Raw genomic sequence first — 18190 nt, forward strand, 5'->3', positions numbered from 1 at the left:
ACGCTAGCCCGGTGGGGTCCTAGACTGGGGCGGCTGGTGGAGTCTGGGGAAGGAAATTGGTGGCTGACGACGTCCGTGGTCCGCGGGTTCTCGATGTGCTGGCGGCGGAGGAGCCGTGGGAGGTGCCGGGCGCGTGGCTGGCCCGCATCCGGGCGCAGCTCAAGGCCTGGGCCGACGATCCCGAGGCGCTGCGGCCGTTGCGCCCCGAGGCGTTCCCGGACTTCGTCAAGGGCACACCCGCCGCGGTCTGGTACACCCACCAGGTAGCACCGCTGCTGACCGGGTGGATCCCGGTCCTGCACGGTGAGTACGCCGACCTGGGGACCGAGCTGACCCACGAGTTCTACCGGCCGTCCTCCCGCCTCGGCGGCAGCGGCCACGTGATCTACGCCGCGCAGACCGACTGGCACCTGCAGGCGATCGCCGGCGCGCGCGGCTTCCGCGAGAACGGCCGCAGGCACGCTCTGCAGCTTTCCCGCAACGTCGCCGCGATGTTCGTCGACGCTCCCCCGATGGCGGCCCGCGCCACGGCCCTGACCGCCGCGTTCGACCGCGTCCTGGCCGACCGTGAGCTCACCGAACTGCACGTCGCCGGCGAGTACGACGACATCGCGAAGTACTGGCGTACCGAGGCGCTCAAGGACTCCGAGCGCGCCGTACTCCCCGAGCTCGCCGGCCCCACCGCCGCCCTGCGGTACTCGCTGAACTCGGTCCGGGACACGCACGCCCGGATGCTGATGCTGAGCCCGGACGAGTACGCCGGCGACTTCGCCCAGGTACTGGCCGAGCTGATCCTGGCGACCGGACTGCGCGGAATCCCGAAGTCCGTCGCGACCGTTCTCGGCAACTCCGCAATTGACGTGCACAAGGCACTCCAGGAGATCGACCCGACGTTCTCGCTGCAGACCTGGCACGGCCATGTCAACCAGTGGATGTCCCGCGCGATCCGCAACGGCCAGGCGCCGCTCGCCCGGTCCTGGGGCGCCGCCGCCGCGCGCGTCGGCGTACACCTGGCCGGTGTGCTCAACCGGGCGCCGTGGCCGGAGCCGGAGGTGCCGGACCTGACCACGCTGTTCCGGATGCTCGACCGGGAGCGGTGGAGCGCCCTCGAGAACCAGGCAGCGGCCAACCAGGAGGCCTCACTCTCGGCCGCCTGGAAGGACGTCAAGAAGGATGAAGAGGAGAGGGCGGGCGACGCAGAAGGCGGCACGCTCGACGATCCGCTGCCGAAGCCGGTCGACTACAGCGACAACCCGCTGGCCGAGCTCGACTCGCTGATCGGCCTGGAGTCGGTCAAGGACGCGGTCCGCAAAATGGTCGCCGAGGTGAAGACGAACCTCCGCCGGGCCGAGCTCGGGCTCCCGAGTCACGAGCGTGCGCGGCACATGGTGTTCGTCGGCAAGCCCGGTACGGCGAAGACCACGATCGCCCGTCTGCTCAGCCGGATCTACCACCAGCTCGGCGTCCTGGAGAAGGGCCACGTGGTCGAGGTCGACCGCTCCGACCTGGTCGGAGCCGGGGTCGGTTCGACCGCGCCGATGACCGCTGCCAAGTTCCGCGAGGCGCTCGGCGGTGTGCTGTTCATCGACGAGGCGTACAGCCTGACGCCGGAGAACACTCCGGGCGACTACGGCCTGGAAGCGGTCGCGACGATCCTGAAGCTGATGGAGGACCACCGCAACGACTGCATCGTGATCGTCGCCGGGTACCACCGCGAGATGCAGCGGTTCATGGAGTCCAACACCGGTCTGCAGTCCCGGTTCCCGAAGCTGTTGTCGTTCAGCGAGTACGACACCGACCAGCTGGTCGCGATCTTCGAGCTGCAGGCCCGGCAGAAGGGCATGATCTACGGCGAGGAAGTGCTGGACAAGGTCCGCGCCGTCATCCCGCCCGCGCCGCGTGGCCATAGCTTCGGTAACGGCCGTTTCATCCGGAACGTGCTCGAGGAGGCCGTCTCCAACCAGGCCACCCGGCTGTCCGCCAGCGACCCGGACAAGCTCACCGAGCGAGACCTGCGCGAGCTGATCCCGTCCGACGTCCGGCCCCCGACCTCGATGCGCGCCGAGGACTACCTGCTGCAGAAGCCCGGCACCTAAACCGGGGTGGCGAGCGCGACCGGGTTGCCCTCCGGGTCGGCGAGGTACGCCTGGCGCTCGCCCCAGGGCATCGTGGCCGGCTCCTGCAGGACCGGGTGGCCGGCCGCGCGGAAGCGTTCCACTTCCGCCTCGACGTCGTCGACGTACACGAACAGCTCGAAGCGCGGCGCCGTACCGACCGTGATGCCGAGCTGGGCCTCGGGCCAGTTGGCGTCGGACAGGCCGAGGGACGACTCGCCGCGCTCCAGGCCGACGTAGTGCGGGTCGCCCTCCAGCGGGAACTGGTACGTCGGTTCGTAGCCGAGGAGCGCGTAGAAGTCGACGGACCGGCGTACGTCGGACACGTACAGCACCGGGAACGCCTTGCGGTGCATCAGACCAGGTTGGCGATCAGATCGCCGGGCTCGGTCCGCTTGCCGGTGTAGAACGGGATCTCCTCGCGGACGTGCCGGCGGGCCGTCGACGCGCGCAGGTCGCGCATCAGGTCGACCATCCGGTGCAGCTCGTCGGCCTCGAACGCGAGGATCCACTCGTAGTCACCGAGCGCGAACGACGCCACGGTGTTCGCCCGCACGTCCGGGTAGGTGCGCGCCATCTTGCCGTGCTCGGCGAGCATGAACCGGCGCTCCTCGTCCGGCAGCAGGTACCACTCGTAGGACCGGACGAACGGGTACACGCAGATGTAGCCGCGCGGCTCCTCGTCGGCCAGGAACGCCGGAATGTGGCTCTTGTTGAACTCGGCCGGCCGGTGCAGCGCGAACTGCGACCAGACCGGCACCAGGTGCCGCCCGAGCCGTGAGCGGCGCAACTGGTGGTACGCCTTCTGCAGCGCGTCCGAGGTCGGCGCGTGCCACCAGATCATGAAGTCGGCGTCCGCCCGGAAGCCCTCGACGTCGTAGAACCCGCGGATCACCACGTCGGCGGCGGCCAGCTTCCCGACCAGATCGTTGAGCTCGGCGGTCAGCTCGTCCCGGTCGACGTCACCGAGCGGCGTCTCGACCTTGAACACCGACCACAGGGTGTAGCGGATGACATCGTTGAGCTCACGGGCTTTCGGCTTACCAGTCACGACTTCATTGTCTCCAATGCGTTCAGGTGTTCCCGCACCCGGGTGGCCGCCTTGCCGCCCGAGGCCACACACGCGGCGATCCCGACACCCCGGTACGCCGCTCCGCACACCTCCAGCCCGGGTACGCCGGACACCGCGGCCTCCATCCGGTCGACGCGATCCAAGTGACCGACGGCGTACTGCGGAAGACCACCGCCCCACCGCGTCACCAGCGACCCGACCACCTCGGCCTGCAGTCCGATCGCCGTGCGCAGATCTGCCACCGCGAGCCGAACCAGCTCCTCGTCGGACCGCTGCAGCACGTACTCCTCACCGAGCCGCCCGACCGAGGCGCGCAGTACCGCGAGGTCACCACCGGCCTCCGCGGACCACGCCCACTTGGCGTGCGAGTACGTCGACGCCTTGATCGTCCGGCCCTCCACGGACGGCACCAGGAACCCCGACCCGGCGGCCTCCGTCGGCCAGTCCCGCTTCCGGACGGCGAGCGTGACGATCGCCATGCTCGCGTACTCGATACCCGCCAGCTCGGTCGATGCCGCGGGCACCAACTCCCCCAGCATCCGTCCGGCCGGAGCAGCCGGTACGGCGACCACGACCGCGTCCGCCGAGAGGTACGTCGGCGCGGGCACGGGTCCCGCCTCCAGCTCGAACCCGTCGGCGGTCCGCGAGATCCGGCGTACGGCGAGCTTGGTGCGGATCTCGACGCCGCGAGCGGTCAGCTCCTGCTCGAGGGCTCCGATCAGGCGGTTGATGCCGCCGACGATGCCGGCGAAGACCGGTTGGCCGGCGCGCTTCTGGCCCAGTTCGCGCAGCTCGGCCGTGGCGGCGAGCAGGCTCGGCGCGGTCCGCAGCTTCGCGTACAGGTCGGGTACGGCGGCGGCGAGCGAGATCTCCTCGGCCTTCCCGGCGTACACCCCGCCGAGCAGCGGGTCGATCAGCTTGTCGGTCACCGCGGACCCCATGCGGTCGGCGACGAACCGCCCGATCGCCACATCCTCCGTCAGCGCGGGCGCGGGCAGTTCGGCCTCGTGCGCGACCTGCTCGGCGGCCGCGTCCCCGAGTACGTCGGCGGTCGCGGCCGGATCGACCGGGACGCCCATCACGGTCGGCGGGATCGCGCGGATCCGGTCGCCGATCCACAGCCCGGCCGAGGTGGTTGCCGGATGCACCAGGTCGTCCCCGAGCCCGACGGCCCGGATCAGCTCCACCGCCTCCGGCCGCCGCGCCAGCACCGACTCGGCGCCCAGATCGACCGGCACCCCCTCGATCGCGTCCCCGGCCAGCTTCCCGCCGAGCCGCGGCGACCCTTCGAGGACCGTGATCCGCGGCGGGTTCGGTCCGGTCGCGAGCGCATGCGCCGCCGCCAGCCCGCTGATCCCGCCGCCGACCACAACCACCCGGTTCACGCCGTTCACTCGGACTCCAAGCTCAACTCGTACTTCGTTCCCGGCCCGAGGTCGGTGCTGGAGCTCCCGACCGGCCGGAATCCGGTGCGCGTCAGCACCGCCTGCGAGGCGCCGTTGTGGTTCGAGGCCCCGGCCGTGAGCGCCTTCAGTCCGTACTCCGTCCGTGCGACCTCGATGAGCGCCCGCACGGCCGCTGTCGCGAGGCCCTTCCCGGCCCACTTCTCGGCGATCCGGTAGCCCAGCTCGGCCGACCCGTTCTCGAGGTCCATCAGGTTCACCCGGCCGACCACGGCTCCGGTGTTGTCGACCAGCACGTGGAAGCGGCAGACGCCGGCCTCCTGCTCGGCGAGCAGCGCGGCGTGCCGGGTCGCGTAGTCCGTGAAGAACTCGTCGCCGCGGTCCCAGATCCACGAGGCGAAGTACTGCCGGTTCTCCTGCTCGAACGCGAGCACCGCGTCCGCGTGGTCCGCTCCCAGCGGCTCCAGGGTGACGTCGTAATCAGGCAGGTACATGGGCCGACTTCGTCTGGACGTACTGCGCGACCCGGTGCAACACCTCGGGATCGGCGTTCGGCGGGACGCCGTGGCCGAGGTTGAAGATGTGACCGGGAGCCGCCTTGCCCTCGGCGAGGATCCGGTCGATCTCCGGCTCGATGGTCTCCCACCCGGTGAACAGCAGGGCCGGGTCCAGGTTGCCCTGCAGCGGCTTCGAACCGACGCGCCGTACTGCCTCGTCCAGGGGGACGCGCCAGTCGACGCCGACGACATCGGCCCCGGCCGCGCTCATCAGACCGAGCAGCTCGCCCGTGTTCACACCGAAGTGCACCCGCGGTACGCCGTACTCCTTGAGCGCCTCGAACACCTTCGCGGAGTGCGGCAGCACGAACCGCTCGTAGTCCCGCGGCGACAACCCACCGGCCCACGAGTCGAACAACTGGATCGCCGAAGCGCCGGCCTCGACCTGCACGGCCAGGTACGCGATGGCGACGTCGGCCAGCCGGTCGGCCAGCGCGTGCCACAGGTCGGGTTTGCCGTGCATCATCGCCTTGGTCTTGGCGAAGTCCTTGCTGGGCCCGCCCTCGACCAGGTACGACGCGACCGTGAACGGGGCACCGGCGAACCCGATCAACGGCGTACCGCCGAGCTCGGTGACCAACTGCTGCACGGACTCCGTGGTGAACGAAACGTCGCTCGGAGTGACCGGACGCACCGTGGCAACGCCTGCGGCGTCCCGGATCGGGTCCGCGACGACCGGACCGACACCCGGCTTGATCTCGACGCCGAAACCGGCCGCTTTGAGCGGGAGCACGATGTCGGAGTAGTAGATCGCCGCGTCGACGCCGTAACGGCGGACCGGCTGCAGCGTTATCTCCACGACGAGGTCGGGCCGCATACAGGACTCGAGCATCGTGATGCCCTCGCGGACGGCACGGTACTCGGGCAGCGCCCGCCCGGCCTGCCGCATGAACCACACCGGAGTGTGCGGCACCGGCTCACCCCGAGCGGCGAGCAGATAGGCGGAACGGTCCGGAGTGGAGGGTGGCGTCACTGGCACACAGCGATGATCCCACGCTGTGATCACGGCACAGCGACCCGGTCGCGCCTGGCATACACACAGCTACCGGCGCGTCTTAGCAGGCGGCGGTGAGTAATCAGTCGTAGGCTGCCGACATGGGTGCCCGCAAGCAGGTCGACGCGCCACCCGCGGAGTTCGCCGAGGCAGTCTCGCAGTTACGAGGTGCCCGGTTCCGACCCGAGGTTTTCGTCGAGGAGATGCCCGCACCGCAGCGGATCGCACCGCATGCGGCGGCGGTCAGCGCCGACGTGACGGTCGACGGCGACGATGTCGCCACCGGCCGCCTGGTCGTCCTCTACGACCCGGACGGGAACGACGCCTGGCAGTCGACCTTCCGCTGTGTCGCATACGTGCGCGCCGCCGTCGAACCGGAGATGGTGACCGACGCGCTGCTCGGCGGCGTGGGCTGGACCTGGCTGATGGAGGCTCTCGGGGACCGCGGTGCCGACTTCCTGGCCCCGAGCGGTACCGTCACCAGGGTGGTATCGGAGAGCTTCGGCGGCATGGCCGACGACGACGCGACCGCGGAGATCGAGATCCGCGCGTCCTGGAGTCCCGTGCCCGGCCCCGGCGGGACGGTCGACGTGACCCGGCACGCCGAGGCGTGGGGTGAGGTGCTGTGTACGGCGGCCGGACTGCCGCCGGTGCCGCCGGGGGTGGTCGCAATGCCGACCCGGCGTGGACAGCGGGGCCGATGAGCCCAGCCAACACCCAGCCGTCGTCCGCTCCGGACGACCCGATCGCGAACCTGCCCCTGCTGGAACTCAGGGACGGGTTGTCGGAGGTGATCGACTCCGATTCCGCGCTCAACGACACCGTCGAGGCGTTCCGCTCCGGCACGGGCCCGGTGGCTGTCGACGCCGAGCGCGCCTCCGGCTACCGCTACTCGCACCGCGCGTACCTCGTCCAGCTGCGCCGTGAGGGCTCCGGGTCCGCGCTCGTCGACCCGATCCCGTTCGGCGACCTGTCCGTGCTCGGCGACGCGATCGTCGACACCGAGTGGATCATCCACGCCGCGAACCAGGACCTGGCCTGCCTGGCCGAGGTCGGGATGGTGCCGCGGCAGGTGTTCGACACCGAACTCGCCGGCCGCCTGCTCGGGTACCCGAAGGTCGGGCTCGCCTCGCTCGTGAGCGAAGTACTCGGCTACCGGATGCGCAAGGAGCACTCCGCGGCCGACTGGTCGACCCGGCCGCTCCCGGCGCCCTGGCTGGTGTACGCAGCCCTGGACGTCGAGATGCTGATCGAGCTGCGGAACGCGATCGAGCAGGAGCTGCGCCGCGAAGGCAAGTGGGACTGGGCGGAGCAGGAGTTCGCCGCGATCCTGGACGCTCCCCCGCGGGAGCCGAAACCGGACCCATGGCGCCGTACGTCGGGTATGCACCGGGTCCGGAACCGCCGCAGCCTGGCCGTCGTCCGGGCGCTCTGGGAGGCCCGCGACCAGATCGCCGCGTCGGCCGACATCTCCCCCGGCCGCGTGCTGCCGGACGCCGCAATCGTCGAGGCGGCGTCCGCGATGCCGACCGACCGCGACACGCTGCAGAAGCTGACCGCCTTCAAAGGCCGCGGCGCCCACCGCCACATGCGGACCTGGTGGGAGGCCATCGACCACGCCCGCAGGCTCCCCGACTCCGAACTCCCCAAGCAAGGCCCGAGGTACGACGGCCCGCCGCCGGCCCGCGCCTGGGCCGACCGCGACCCGGACGCCGCGGCCCGCCTGTCGGCCGCCCGCGCCGCCGTCGCCGAGATCGCCGAGGCCCACCGCCTCCCCACCGAGAACCTCCTCGCCCCGGACACGATCCGCCGCCTGGCCTGGTCCCCACCACCGGACATGAGTCGCGAAGTCGTCGAAACGTTCCTCCGCGACCATCACGCCCGCGAGTGGCAGATCGCCCTCACCGCCGAAGTCCTCACGGCAGCAATGACCTCCGAGGCGAAGAAACCCCTCGACTGACCTGCCGGATCTCGTCCCGGAGGGTGAGGACGATCTGGAGTGCGCCGAGCAGGATCACGGCTGCGATGATGGCGAAGATCTGGCGATAGCTGAGCAGGCTGACCAGCAGACTGCCGAGAGCCAGCGAGATCGCCTGCGGGGTGGAGACGAGGACGTCGACCGCGGTCGACACCCGGCCGATGAGGTGCGTCGGCGAGCGTCGCTGCATGAGCGTCGTGAACGCGACGAAGGTCCACGGCAGTCCGAGACCGCAGATGGCCGCGCCGACCAGCACCACGGCGATGGTGGGCGCGGCGATACAGACGACGGTCGCGACAGCCAGCACAGTCAGACCCAGAGCACAGCAGAGGATCTCACCGAGACGGCGTACGGCGCGGCCGGCGGTGAGACCGCCGATGATCGCTCCGACGCCCTGGCACGTCACGAAGACGCCCGAGAAGGTCGGCGGCTTGCCGAACGCGTCCATCAGCGCGTAGATCGACGACTCGAAGAAGCCGATGACGAGAATCGAGATCGCCAGTCCGGCGAGGACGTGCCGGAGCACCCGGTCGCCGGCCAGGAAGCGAACGCCGGCCAGGACATCCTCCCGGAAGCTGTGCCTTGCCGGAGCAGGCGTCTCGGTGACCTTGAGGGTCGCAATCAGCACGCCGGCCACGGCGAACGTGGTCGCGTCGACGACCGCCACCAGCCAGCCGCCCGCGGTCGCGAAGATCGCGGCGCCGACCAGTGGGCCGAACAGCCGGTAGCCCTCCTTGAGCGTGGCGAGGCTGGAATTGGCGTCGACCAGCAGGTCGTCCGGCAGCAGCTCTTTGAGGAGCCCGTTGACCGCGGCGGGCAGTACGACGAACGAAACGCCGTACAGGAAGGCGACCAGCCAGATCAGCCACACGTCGCTCTCGTCCCGCACGAGCACGAGGGGCAGCACCGCGACCGCACTGGCGAAGTTGCCCCAGACGAGGATCGCCTTGCGGGGCAGCCGGTCCACCCAGACGCCGAGCAGTGGGGCACCGAGCGCGGGAAGCACCATGAAGAAGAACGTCAGGCCGGCGAGCGCGTTGGAGCCGGTGAGGGTCTTCACCCACATGCTCAGCACCAGCAGCATCACCGAGTCGCCGAGCATCGACGTACTCAGCCCACCGAAGAGGCGCGGGAACCCGGGCTGCGCGAACAGCTTCCTCATGCCGGCTCGACCCCTGGGAAGTACGTCGGTACGCCCCAGGAGACGAACTCGCAGAGCCGCGCGCCGGCCGGCCGCTGCGCCGGGTCGGTCAGCCGCTCCACGTGCCGGTCGAGGACGGCGTTGATCGCGTCGTTCATCTCCCTGAGCTCGTCCGCAGTCAGCCAGGCGATCATCTCCGTGTTGCTCCGTGCGGCACGCCACTCCTCGGCGTCCTCCGGCGCGCGCTCCTGCGACTCCCGCAGCCGGTCGATGGCCCGCCCCATGACTACCTCGGACAGCGCCTGCGCGGCCCGCCGCTCCTCGACAGATGGCGACGCATGCTCCTCGTCCCAGCGGAATCCGAGACCGGGCACCGTCCAGGGCCGCTGCCGCCCCTTCCCACCCTCGGCCTCGACCACGAACCCGTGCTGGGCGAGCTTCCGCAGGTGCCACGAGCAGTTGGCGGGCGTCTCGTCCAGCCGATCGGCAAGCTCGGTCGCGGTCAACGGGCCGCTGACCGACAACAGCTCGACGAGGGCCATCCGGACCGGATGGGCCAGCGCGTTGAGCTCCCGCGGGTCACTGAGGCGGCGATGCGGCGTCGGCATGCATCGAAAGTACTCTTTCGAAAGAGTCGTTGCAATGCGTCGGAGCGCAGAAGAAATCGCCCGCCGCAGAAGCGACGGGCGATCTGGCCGGGTAGCTCTAGGCCGGGAGTTGGGCCTCGATGGCGGCGACTACCTCGTCCGATTCCGGCTCGGTGCGGGGGCGGAAGCGGGCGGCGACGGTGCCTTCGGGGCTGATCAGGAACTTCTCGAAGTTCCACTGGATGTCGCCGGCCTCGCCGTCGGCGTCCGGCGTGAGGGTGAGTTCGGCGTACAGCGGGTGGCGGCCCTCGCCGTTGACCTCGAGCTTGTCGAGCATCGGGAACGTCACGCCGTACGTCGTGGAGCAGAAGGTGTCGATCTCCTCGGCGGTGCCGGGCTCCTGGCCGCCGAACTGGTTGCACGGGGCGCCCAGCACGGTGAAGCCGCGGGACGCGTACTTCTTCTGCAGGTTCTCCAGGCCCTCGTACTGCGGTGTCAGACCACACTTCGACGCCACGTTCACGACCAGGACGGCCTTGCCCTTGTAATCACCGAGCGAGGTCGCGGCACCGGACAGGGTGGTCAACGGGATGTCGTACAGGCTCATGCTTGTCCTTGGGAGGTTGGGAGGTTTTGGGCGAGAAAGTCTTCGGTACGCCGCCACGCCAGCGCGGACGCCTCCGCGTGGTGGAACATCGGCAGTGGGTTGTCGAACGCGTGACCCGCGCCGTCGTACCGGTGGATCTCGACCCGATCGTCATTGCCGAGTGCGGGCACGATCGCGTCGACGTCCAGGTACGCGTCGGCGTTGCCGAAGTGGTGCAGGCTGGTGGCGGTCACCTTCGGCGCGAGCTCGAGCAGATCGGGCAACGCGGAGCCGTAGTAGCTCACCAGAACGTCCGGCGACGACACAGCGGCCACGTTGTAGCCGAGCCCGCCACCGAAGCAGAAGCCGACTACCCCGGTGCCCTTCCCCCGCGCCTTCAGGTACTCCAGTGCGACGACAGCGTCGGTCACGGCCTGGTCCCAGTCGAGACGTCCGGCGATGCCCATCGCGCGCGGTAGGAGCTCCGGCGAGGACTCGTCGAGCTCGGTGTCGTCCAGTCGCCAGTAGATCTCAGGCGCGATCACGTAGTACCCGAGGGCGTGCAGGTCCGCCGCGCGTTGCTTGATGTAGTCGGAGACTCCGAAGATCTCCTGCAGCAGCAGGACTCCCGGTGCCTCGGTGTCAGCGGATCCCCATTCGTGGATCGGCAACAGACCTGATCCGGTATCGATCTCCGATGTCACACCGTGAAGCGTACGACCTCGCGCGTGACCGGCTCGGCTGCGGGTGCCGGTGCGGGCACCCACGCCTTGGTCTCTGCGATGGCGTCGAGGAGCAGGTGGTACAGCCGGTCGTCCGGATCCGGTACGCAGGCCTGCGAGATCCCCTCGACCGCGCAGGAGACCGCGCGGGGCGCCGTACGGCGGGCGAAGTCCGGGGTCGCGCGACGCGAACGGGCGGTGAAGGACCGCGCCCACTTGGTCGCCGACGGGACCGCCTCCAGCACCGCGAGCGACGCCGGCTCGATGTCGTCAGGCGCCCGGCCGTCGAGCAGGGCGAGTTGCTTCTCCCCCACCAGCAGGGCGACGGCCAGGATGTACTGGCGCTCCTGCGAGACGACAGGCAGCGCGTGCTGGATGCAGCGCGCGGTCACCCGCGGTACGACGTGCGGGTCGTCCGGGGTCAGGCCGATCACCGACGGGATCAACGGAGCCAGCCGCGACCGGCCGGAATCCGTCGTGCAGTCGTTCACGTCACGCGCGACGCCGGCCAGCAGCGGGTGCGTGCAGGACGGGTGGTCCGACCACGGCTCACCGGCCAGGTAGGACGCGAACTCCATGAAGCAGGCGCCTTTGCGCGGACTGCGGTGCTTCCCCCGGCTCAGGACCGGCACGGACAGATCAAGATTGTTCATGGAACAACTCCAGAAACGCGGACCTTGAACTCCAGCATGCGCCCATTCGCGCCGCTTTGCCACGGCTGACTGATTTGTGAGCCGTCGCACAGGCGTGGGAACTTTGGCGGTTCTGTTACCGACGGGTAGCATCGGGGTAGCTTTCCCGACCCCCAGAGGAGGGCCCTCGTGCCCCGTGAGATCCGCGATGTCGTGTTCGTCGACGGCGTTCGCACCCCGTTCGGCAAGGCCAAGGGCCAGTACGCCGAGACGCGTGCCGACGACCTGGTGATCAAATGCATCCGGGAGCTGCTGCGGCGGAACCCGGGTCTGCCCCCGGAACGGGTGGACGAGGTCGCGATCGCGGCCACCACCCAGATCGGCGACCAGGGCCTGACCATCGGCCGGACCGCCGCGCTGCTGGCCGGCCTGCCGAACACCACGCCCGGCTACTCGATCGACCGGATGTGCGCCGGCGCGATGACCGCCGTCACCACCACCGCTGCCGGGATCGCCTTCGGCGCGTACGACGTGGTCGTTGCCGGCGGCGTCGAGCACATGGGGCGGCACCCGATGGGCGAGGGCGTCGACCCGAACCCGCGGATCATCTCCGAGAAACTGGTCGACACCTCGGCCCTGGTGATGGGGTCGACCGCGGAGAACCTGCACGACCGGTTCCCCTCGATCACCAAGGAGCGCGCCGACGCGTTCGCGGTCGCCTCCCAGGAGCGCGCCGCGAAGGCCTACGCGAACGATCTGATCCAGCCCGACCTGGTGCCGATCGCCACGCGGTCGGCCGAGCTGGGCTGGGGCTACGCCACCACCGACGAGCCGATGCGCCCGGGCACCACGATGGAGGACCTGGCCAAGCTGAAGACCCCGTTCCGTCCGCACGGCCGGGTCACGGCAGGCAACTCCGCGGGTATCAACGACGGTGCGACCGCCGCGCTGATCACGTCGGCCGAAGCCGCCGAGGAGCTCGGCCTGAAGCCGAAGATGAAGCTGGTGTCCTACGGCTTCGTCGGCGTCGAGCCCGAGGTGATGGGTTTCGGGCCGGTGCCCGCGACCGAGAAGGCACTGAAGCTGGCCGGCCTGACCATCGACGACATCCAGGCCTTCGAGGTCAACGAGGCGTTCGCGGTCCAGGTGCTGGCGTTCCTGGAGCACTACGGCATCGCCGACGACGACCCGCGGGTCAACCCGTACGGCGGCGCGATCGCCTTCGGCCACCCGCTGGCTTCGTCCGGCGTCCGGCTGATGAACCAGCTGGCCAAGCAGTTCGAGCAGCGCCCCGAGGTCCGCTACGGCCTCACCACCATGTGCGTCGGCCTCGGCATGGGCGGCACGGTCATCTGGGAGAACCCGAACTGGGAAGGTGCAGCCGCATGAGTCTGCAGGATCTGATCGACAGCGCGTCGGCGCTGTCGACCGACGAGGTTGTCACGCTCGCCCACTCGCGGGACGTCGTACTGCCGAACAAGGCCGGCACGATGGCGCTCATCACGCTGGACAACGGGCACGACCACACCAAGCCGAACACCTTCGGTCCCAAGGGCCTCGGCTCGCTGAACGAAGCCATCGACGCGGCACTCGCCCGCGACGAGATCGTCGCGATCGGTGTCACCGGCAAGCCGTTCATCCTGGCCGCGGGCGCCGACCTGACCGGCGTACCGAAGCTGACCGACCGGGAGCAGGCGCTGGCGCTCGGCAAGATCGGGCACGGTGTCCTGCGGAAACTGGTCGACGGCGGCAAGCCGTCGTTCGCGTTCGTGAACGGCGTCGCGCTCGGCGGCGGGCTCGAGGTCGCGCTGCATGCCACCTACCGGACCGTGTCGGTGGCCGCGGGCATGCTGTCGACGCCGGAGGTCTTCCTCGGCCTGATCCCGGGCTGGGGCGGCAACTTCCTGCTGCCGAACCTGATCGGCGCGGACAACGCGGTGAAGGTCGTTGTCGAGAACGCCCTCAACCAGAACAAGATGCTCAGCGGGCCCGAGGCGGTGAAGCTGGGCATCGGCGACGTACTGCTGGAGTCGGCGGACTTCCTCGAGCAGTCGCTGATCTGGGCGTCGAAGGTCCTCACGGGCGAGGTCACGGTCCAGCGGGCGGAGATCGACCGCGGCGACGCGTGGGACGCGGCTGTTGCCCGGGGCAAGAGTTTCGCCGACGTCAAGGTGAGCGGAGCGGCGCCGGCGCCGTACCGGGCGCTGGACCTGATCGCGGCCGCTCGCGACAACGACCGGGACCGTGGGTTCGCGGCCGAGGACGAGGCGCTCGCCGACCTGATCATGAGCGAGGAGCTGCGCAGCGGCCTCTACGCCTTCGACCTGGTGAACAAGCGGGCCAAGCGCCCGGCCGGCGCGCCGGACAAGTCGCTGGCGCGGCCGGTCTCGAAGGTCGGTGTCGTCGGTGCGGGTCTGATGGCGGGTCAGCTGGCGCTGCTGTTCGCGCGGCGGCTCGAGGTTCCCGTCGTACTGACGGACCTCGACCAGGAGCGCGTGGACCGCGGCGTCGGGTATGTGCACGGTGAGATCGACAAGCTGCTCGGCAAGGGCAGGATCCGTGCGGACAAGGCGAACCAGCTGAAGGCGCTCGTCACCGGCTCGGTGGACATGGGCGCGTTCGCGGACGCCGACTTCGTGATCGAGGCCGTGTTCGAGGAGCTGCAGCTGAAGAAGACGATCTTCGCCGACCTGGAGAAGATCGTCCGGCCGGACGCGATCCTGGCGACCAACACGTCGTCGTTGTCGGTGACGGAGATGGCCGCGGACCTGGAGCACCCGGAGCGGGTCGTCGGGTTCCACTTCTTCAACCCGGTCGCGGTGCTGCCGCTGCTGGAGATCATCCGCGCGGACCGTACCGACGACGCGTCGCTCGCTACGGCGTTCGCGGTCGGCAAGACGCTCAAGAAGTCCTGCGTGCTCGTGAAGGACGCGCCGGCGTTCGTGGTCAACCGGCTGCTGACCCGCTTCCTCGGCGAGGTCAGCGCGGCGGTGGACGAAGGTACGCCGATCCTCGAGGCGGACAAGGCACTGTCGGCGCTCGGTCTGCCGATGCCGCCGTTCGTCCTGCTGCAGCTGGTCGGGCTGCCGGTCGCGCTGCACGTCGCGGAGACGATGAACCGGGCGTACCCGGAGCGGTTCGCGGTGTCGGAGAACCTGGCGAAGGTCGTCGCGGCGGGCAAGAGCTCGTTCTACATCTGGCCGGAGGGCAAGCCTGTCGTGGACCCGGAGGTCGAGGCGCTGGTGACGGTCGGCGACAAGCCGTCCACCGCCGACGAGCTGCGCACCCGGGTACTGACCGCGCTCTCCGAGGAGATCCGGATCATGCTCGACGAGGGCGTGGTCGCGGAGGCCCAGGACATCGACCTGTGCCTGCTTCTGGGCGCCGGCTGGCCGTTCCACCTCGGCGGCATCACGCCCTACCTGGACCGCTCCGGCATCGCGGAGAAGGTCAACGGGAGTCGCTTCCTGCCGAAGGGTGTGGCGAGTCTCGCCTGACAGACCGCTGGGGGGCGGTACGGAGCCGGAAGCCCGCTCCGTCCCCCAGCACCTTCAGCCCTTGAACTTCTTCGCTGCGGCGACGAGTTGGGCCGCGGTCAGGCCGGTGTCCTTGGTCAGGACCGCTTCGCCGTGCTGCGAGAGGTCGACGTACAGGGTGGCGAGTTTCTTCTCGCCGAGCTTGTCGGCCAGGTACTCGACGATCCACCAGCTGGTTCCGTAGGCCCGGTCGGCGTCGTCGGCGAAGACCTTCTCGTTGGGCAGCGCTGTCAGCTTCGACAGGTACTTCGCTCGGACTCGCTTGCGGTACGGGTCGACGGACCAGTGCGGATCGTCCTCGATCGAGCGGCAGCGGACGTATTCGGCGAGACCTTCGACGGCCCAGATCGGCGCGTTGACGCCCAGCGTCGACGTCGCCACATGGGTCATCTCGTGGACGAGGAGGTCCTTGTCGAGCTTCTTGCGAAGTGCGGGGTTCACGACGATCCGGCTGCCGATCGGGCGCCCGATCGGCTTCCCCAGCTGCTCCCCCTCGAACAGCGTCACGGCCTTCGCCGCGATCGTCCAGCCGCCGCCGCTGCCGGCCGTCCAGAGCGTCGACATCACCCCCGGCAGCGGCATCGCCACGACCAGCACCGCCCCGTTCCACGGCCGCTTCCAGTGCTTGCGGACCGACGTCACGGCGTTGTCCGCGACCTTCGCGACCTTCGTGCCGAGACTCGCCTCGCGCTTGTCGACGACCACCACCACCTTGCCCCGCCGGACCAGCTGGACCTCGTCGAAGTCCCACGGCTGGCGATGGCCGGCCTCCGTCAGCAGCTCGTCGATCGCGGTGTCGTCGACGAGCACCCAGGCCCCGGCCCGCGGCACGAAGGTGTACCCGAGGTCGGTCTGCACGGCCCGCGGATCCAGCCCCGCAATCTGGTACCGCATCATCACCCGCGTCGAGAACGCCCGCGTCCCGAACTTCTCGACCAGGGCCGGCGCCCCGTCGAACCCGTCGGCGGTGAAGTACCGCAGCGTGCTGAACCCGAACTTCCGCAGGTTCGTGAACAGCGTCCGCTGCCGCGCGACCAGCTCGGTCTGCTTCGGGTCGACCGGGGCCAGGAACGCCTTCAGATCGCCCTTGAGCACGGCGGCCGATCGTCGGGCCAGGATCACGTCCAGCGCCTTCTTGCGGGCGGCCTTCTGCGAAGCGGTGAGCTGTCCAGGCGGCGTACTGGGCGATGCCCGCACGGCGAGCACGGTGGTCCCGGACGCAGCGTCACCGTGCCAGGCCCTGACAGCGACAACCGCGCCGGACGCGACCAGCGCCAGCGCGGCAACGCCTGCGAACAGGCGTTTCGGGTGGTTCATCGGTGTCCCCCTCGGACGGTCGGCTGATCCTAACCGCAGCCGACCGTCCCCGGGGACCGGATCAGGCCTTCTGGACCTCGCCGGTGCGCTCCTCCAGCCCGACGCGGCTCCGCCGGTAGCCGTACACGGCGTAGAGGACGAAGCCGAGCACCATCCAGATCGCGAACCGCAGCCAGGTCTCCAGCGACAGGTTCAGCATCAGGTACAGGCAGATCAGCGCCGCCAGGATCGGGATCACCGGGTTGCCCGGCACCCGGAACGAGCGCTGGATGTCGGGACGGCTCCGGCGCAGCAGCGGCACCGCGATCGACACCAGGGTGAACGCGGCCAGCGTGCCGATGTTCACCATCTCCTCGAGCTTGCCGATCGGGGTCACCCCAGCCACGATCGCGACGAGCACGCCGATGCCGATCGTCAGGCGGTACGGCGTACCCCACTTCGGGTGCGTCTTGCCGAGCTCCCGCGGCATCAGGTGGTCGCGGCTCATCGCGAACACGACGCGCGCGGCGCCGATCATCAGGGTCAGTACGACGGTGGTCAGACCGGCGACCGCACCCGCGGAGATCAACGTCGCGAATCCACCGCGGCCGACGGACCGGAACGCTTCCGCGAGCGCGGCCTCACCGCTGATGTCGGAGTACTTCACCATGCCGGTGATGACGATGCAGACCAGCACGTAGAGGACGGTGCAGATGGCCAGCGAGCCGATGATGCCGCGCGGCAGGTCGCGCTGCGGGTTCTTCGCTTCCTCGGCCGTGGTCGCGACCACGTCGAACCCGATGAACGCGAAGAACACCAGCGACGCGCCGGACACCAGCCCCATCACGCCGAACGTCGACGGCGTGAACCCGAACAGCGCCTGGAACAACGGCGTCGTGATGGTGACTCCCGCATCAGGGGTCTCGACACTCGGCGGGATGAACGGCGTCAGGTTCGAGCCCTTGATGTAGAACAGGCCGGCGACGATCACGAACAGCACCACGAAAAGCTTGATCGCGACGAGCACCAGGTTGACCCGCAGGGACTCCTTGATGCCGATCGTCGCGAGGGTAGCGAGCACCAGGACGAGCAGCATCGCCAGCACGTTGACGTTGCTGTCCGGTCCGATCGACGACGGCCAGCCCAACCCGATCTGGTCGAGGAACAAGGCGGCGTACGTCGACCAGCCCTGGGCCACGACGCTTGCCCCGAGCATCAACTCGAGCAGCAGGTCCCAGCCGATGATCCAGGCGAAGATCTCACCGAGCGCGAAGTACGAGAACGTGTACGCCGAACCCGACACCGGCACGGTGGACGAGAACTCGGCGTAGCACAGTGCGGCCAGCGCGCAGCAGACGGCGGCCAGCACGAAGGACAGTGCGATCCCCGGACCGGCGTACAGCTTGGCGGCGCGGCCGGTGAGGGTGAAGATCCCGGCACCGATGATGACGCCGATGCCGAAGACGGTCAGATCGACCGCGGTGAGGCGTTTCTTCAGCTGGTACTCCGGCTCGTCGGTGTCGGCGATCGACTGCTCGATCGTCTTCTTCCGCACAAGACTCATCTGCGCCT

17 protein-coding genes are annotated in these 18190 nt (G+C 69.6%); 5 read left to right on the forward strand and 12 right to left on the reverse strand.

Features of this window, described 5'->3' with window-relative positions:
• Nucleotides 1-59: 59 nt before the first annotated feature.
• The gene (locus tag EV137_RS04800; RefSeq protein ID WP_134009411.1) at nt 60-2096 is read left to right on the forward strand and encodes an AAA family ATPase; all 2037 of its coding nucleotides are present in this window, start codon (nt 60-62) and stop codon (nt 2094-2096) included.
• On the opposite strand, the gene EV137_RS04805 is transcribed toward EV137_RS04800, so the two are convergent.
• Genes EV137_RS04805 through hemE form a run of 5 tightly spaced genes read right to left on the reverse strand, consistent with a single transcriptional unit; the run spans nt 2093 to nt 6125 of the window.
• The gene (locus EV137_RS04805) at nt 2093-2470 is read right to left on the reverse strand and encodes a VOC family protein (protein ID WP_134009408.1); all 378 of its coding nucleotides are present in this window, start codon (nt 2468-2470) and stop codon (nt 2093-2095) included. The genes EV137_RS04800 and EV137_RS04805 overlap by 4 nt on opposite strands.
• Complete coding sequence (gene hemQ / locus EV137_RS04810; RefSeq protein ID WP_238175087.1) at nt 2470-3165, reverse strand: hydrogen peroxide-dependent heme synthase; 696 nt, start codon at nt 3163-3165, stop codon at nt 2470-2472. Before hemQ ends, EV137_RS04805 begins: the two co-directional genes overlap by 1 nt.
• The gene (hemG, locus tag EV137_RS04815) at nt 3162-4580 is read right to left on the reverse strand and encodes a protoporphyrinogen oxidase (protein ID WP_238175088.1); all 1419 of its coding nucleotides are present in this window, start codon (nt 4578-4580) and stop codon (nt 3162-3164) included. Before hemG ends, hemQ begins: the two co-directional genes overlap by 4 nt.
• Nucleotides 4577-5083 (reverse strand): GNAT family N-acetyltransferase, encoded by a 507-nt coding sequence (locus EV137_RS04820; RefSeq protein ID WP_134126791.1) that lies wholly within the window; start codon nt 5081-5083, stop codon nt 4577-4579. Before EV137_RS04820 ends, hemG begins: the two co-directional genes overlap by 4 nt.
• The gene (hemE, locus tag EV137_RS04825) at nt 5070-6125 is read right to left on the reverse strand and encodes a uroporphyrinogen decarboxylase (protein ID WP_134126793.1); all 1056 of its coding nucleotides are present in this window, start codon (nt 6123-6125) and stop codon (nt 5070-5072) included. Before hemE ends, EV137_RS04820 begins: the two co-directional genes overlap by 14 nt.
• Nucleotides 6126-6241: 116 nt before the next feature.
• On the opposite strand from hemE, the gene EV137_RS04830 reads away from it, so the two are divergent.
• On the forward strand, nt 6242-6844 hold the full coding sequence (locus EV137_RS04830; RefSeq protein ID WP_134009401.1) for a DUF3000 domain-containing protein: 603 nt from the start codon (nt 6242-6244) through the stop codon (nt 6842-6844).
• Complete coding sequence (locus EV137_RS04835; protein WP_134009399.1) at nt 6841-8100, forward strand: HRDC domain-containing protein; 1260 nt, start codon at nt 6841-6843, stop codon at nt 8098-8100. The genes EV137_RS04830 and EV137_RS04835 overlap by 4 nt, the downstream gene beginning before the upstream one ends.
• Here the strand turns inward: EV137_RS04835 and EV137_RS04840 are convergent.
• The 5 genes from EV137_RS04840 to EV137_RS04860 form a co-directional block, all read right to left on the reverse strand.
• Nucleotides 8057-9280, reverse strand: a complete 1224-nt coding sequence (locus EV137_RS04840) for an MFS transporter (RefSeq protein WP_134126795.1) — start codon at nt 9278-9280, stop codon at nt 8057-8059. The genes EV137_RS04835 and EV137_RS04840 overlap by 44 nt on opposite strands.
• Nucleotides 9277-9867: a winged helix-turn-helix domain-containing protein gene (locus EV137_RS04845; RefSeq protein WP_134126797.1), complete on the reverse strand. Its 591-nt coding sequence runs from the start codon at nt 9865-9867 to the stop codon at nt 9277-9279. The genes EV137_RS04840 and EV137_RS04845 overlap by 4 nt, the downstream gene beginning before the upstream one ends.
• A 97-nt stretch (nt 9868-9964) precedes the next feature.
• On the reverse strand, nt 9965-10453 hold the full coding sequence (locus tag EV137_RS04850) for a glutathione peroxidase (protein ID WP_134009393.1): 489 nt from the start codon (nt 10451-10453) through the stop codon (nt 9965-9967).
• Nucleotides 10450-11136: a dienelactone hydrolase family protein gene (locus EV137_RS04855; RefSeq protein WP_134126799.1), complete on the reverse strand. Its 687-nt coding sequence runs from the start codon at nt 11134-11136 to the stop codon at nt 10450-10452. Before EV137_RS04855 ends, EV137_RS04850 begins: the two co-directional genes overlap by 4 nt.
• On the reverse strand, nt 11133-11807 hold the full coding sequence (locus tag EV137_RS04860; RefSeq protein ID WP_134126801.1) for a hypothetical protein: 675 nt from the start codon (nt 11805-11807) through the stop codon (nt 11133-11135). Before EV137_RS04860 ends, EV137_RS04855 begins: the two co-directional genes overlap by 4 nt.
• 168 nt (nt 11808-11975) lie before the next feature.
• On the opposite strand from EV137_RS04860, the gene EV137_RS04865 reads away from it, so the two are divergent.
• Entirely contained in the window at nt 11976-13175 is a 1200-nt protein-coding gene (locus EV137_RS04865) for a thiolase family protein (protein WP_134126803.1), read from the forward strand.
• Entirely contained in the window at nt 13172-15283 is a 2112-nt protein-coding gene (locus EV137_RS04870) for a 3-hydroxyacyl-CoA dehydrogenase NAD-binding domain-containing protein (protein ID WP_134126805.1), read from the forward strand. The genes EV137_RS04865 and EV137_RS04870 overlap by 4 nt, the downstream gene beginning before the upstream one ends.
• 54 nt (nt 15284-15337) lie before the next feature.
• Here EV137_RS04870 and EV137_RS04875 read toward each other — a convergent pair whose 3' ends face one another.
• Nucleotides 15338-16639 carry a hypothetical protein gene (locus EV137_RS04875; RefSeq protein ID WP_134126807.1) on the reverse strand — a complete coding sequence of 434 codons (1302 nt, stop codon included), beginning with the start codon at nt 16637-16639 and terminating at the stop codon, nt 15338-15340.
• Between the two features lie 61 nt (nt 16640-16700).
• Nucleotides 16701-18182 (reverse strand): amino acid permease, encoded by a 1482-nt coding sequence (locus EV137_RS04880; RefSeq protein ID WP_134009381.1) that lies wholly within the window; start codon nt 18180-18182, stop codon nt 16701-16703.
• Between the last annotated feature and the right edge of the window lie 8 nt (nt 18183-18190).

Origin of the sequence: Kribbella pratensis (assembly GCF_004366075.1) — a bacterium.
GTDB lineage: Bacteria > Actinomycetota > Actinomycetes > Propionibacteriales > Kribbellaceae > Kribbella > Kribbella pratensis.

Excerpts from the sequence above, each read along its gene's own strand:
- EV137_RS04860 (WP_134126801.1), bottom strand. The coding sequence starts at position 11,807 with ATGAACAATCTTGATCTGTCCGTGCCGGTCCTGAGCCGGGGGAAGCAC.
- EV137_RS04835 (WP_134009399.1), top strand. The coding sequence starts at position 6,841 with ATGAGCCCAGCCAACACCCAGCCGTCGTCCGCTCCGGACGACCCGATC.
- EV137_RS04805 (WP_134009408.1), bottom strand. The coding sequence starts at position 2,470 with ATGCACCGCAAGGCGTTCCCGGTGCTGTACGTGTCCGACGTACGCCGG.
- EV137_RS04850 (WP_134009393.1), bottom strand. The coding sequence starts at position 10,453 with ATGAGCCTGTACGACATCCCGTTGACCACCCTGTCCGGTGCCGCGACC.
- EV137_RS04840 (WP_134126795.1), bottom strand. The coding sequence starts at position 9,280 with ATGAGGAAGCTGTTCGCGCAGCCCGGGTTCCCGCGCCTCTTCGGTGGG.
- EV137_RS04870 (WP_134126805.1), top strand. The coding sequence starts at position 13,172 with ATGAGTCTGCAGGATCTGATCGACAGCGCGTCGGCGCTGTCGACCGAC.
- EV137_RS04820 (WP_134126791.1), bottom strand. The coding sequence starts at position 5,083 with ATGTACCTGCCTGATTACGACGTCACCCTGGAGCCGCTGGGAGCGGAC.
- EV137_RS04880 (WP_134009381.1), bottom strand. The coding sequence starts at position 18,182 with ATGAGTCTTGTGCGGAAGAAGACGATCGAGCAGTCGATCGCCGACACC.
- EV137_RS04830 (WP_134009401.1), top strand. The coding sequence starts at position 6,242 with ATGGGTGCCCGCAAGCAGGTCGACGCGCCACCCGCGGAGTTCGCCGAG.
- EV137_RS04875 (WP_134126807.1), bottom strand. The coding sequence starts at position 16,639 with ATGAACCACCCGAAACGCCTGTTCGCAGGCGTTGCCGCGCTGGCGCTG.
- EV137_RS04845 (WP_134126797.1), bottom strand. The coding sequence starts at position 9,867 with ATGCCGACGCCGCATCGCCGCCTCAGTGACCCGCGGGAGCTCAACGCG.